The sequence below is a fragment of the Flavobacterium sp. PLA-DH12 genome, assembly GCF_059511845.1.
In genome coordinates this window covers 2012-3322 of the sequence record NZ_JCAMPD010000020.1, presented here as the reverse complement: position 1 = coordinate 3322, position 1311 = coordinate 2012, and the positions used below count along the sequence as shown (strand labels likewise).

Genomic DNA, 1311 nt, shown 5'->3' with positions numbered 1-1311 from the left:
AAAGTTCATTGACATATTGAGATAAGAAAATAATAAGAAAGTAGAAAGCGTTTTTTACAATTCTATTGTAAAAAACAAAACAAAACGGATCATATTGATTTATGATTTGGTACAATAAGCAAAATAAGGGCGTATGGGGAATGCCTAGGCTCTCAGAGGCGATGAAGGACGTGATAAGCTGCGAAAAGCTGCGGGGACTGGCACACACAGATTGATCCGCAGATATCCGAATGGGGCAACCCGCTATATTGAAGATATAGCACACCGATAGGTGGGCAAACCCGCTGAACTGAAACATCTAAGTAGGCGGAGGAGAAGAAAACAAAAGTGATTCCGTAAGTAGTGGCGAGCGAACGCGGATTAGCCCAAACCAGGATTGTTACGGCATTGCTGGGGTTGTAGGACCGCGATATTTCTTGCATGAAGAATTAGAATCTGCTGGAAAGCAGAGCCATAGAGAGTGATAGCCTCGTATAAGCAATGAATGTAAAGGATAGCGGTATCCTGAGTAGGGCGGGGCACGTGAAACCCTGTCTGAATTTGGCGGGACCATCCGCTAAGGCTAAATACTCCTGAGAGACCGATAGTGAACCAGTACCGTGAGGGAAAGGTGAAAAGAACCGTGAATAACGGAGTGAAATAGATCCTGAAACCATACGCCTACAAGCGGTCGGAGCCCTTTCGTGGGGTGACGGCGTGCCTTTTGCATAATGAGCCTACGAGTTAACGCTGCTGGCAAGGATAAGTGGTTAAGCCATGGATCCGCAGCGAAAGCGAGTCTGAATAGGGCGCTTTAGTCAGTAGTGTTAGACGCGAAACCGTGTGATCTACCCATGGGCAGGTTGAAGCTGTGGTAACACACAGTGGAGGACCGAACCGGTTGACGTTGAAAAGTCTTCGGATGACCTGTGGGTAGGGGTGAAAGGCCAATCAAACTCGGAAATAGCTCGTACTCCCCGAAATGCATTTAGGTGCAGCGTTATTTTAGTTATACAGAGGTAGAGCTACTGATTGGATGCGGGGGCTTCACCGCCTACCAATTCCTGACAAACTCCGAATGCTGTATAATGATTGATAGCAGTGAGGGCTTGGGTGCTAAGGTCCAAGTCCGAGAGGGAAAGAACCCAGACCATCAGCTAAGGTCCCCAAATATATGCTAAGTTGAAAGAACGAGGTTTGTCTGCCCAGACAGCTAGGATGTTGGCTTGGAAGCAGCCATTCATTTAAAGAGTGCGTAACAGCTCACTAGTCGAGCGGACGAGCATGGATAATAATCGGGCATAAGCATATTACCGAAGCTATGGATTTGCA

General features: G+C 47.1%; 1 rRNA gene (running past one end of the window). It reads left to right on the top strand.

The features are described from left to right. The first annotated feature begins 112 nt into the window (after nt 1–112). A 23S ribosomal RNA gene (locus tag AC5ZCW_RS22385) occupies nt 113–1311 on the top strand; it runs 1776 nt beyond the window's last position.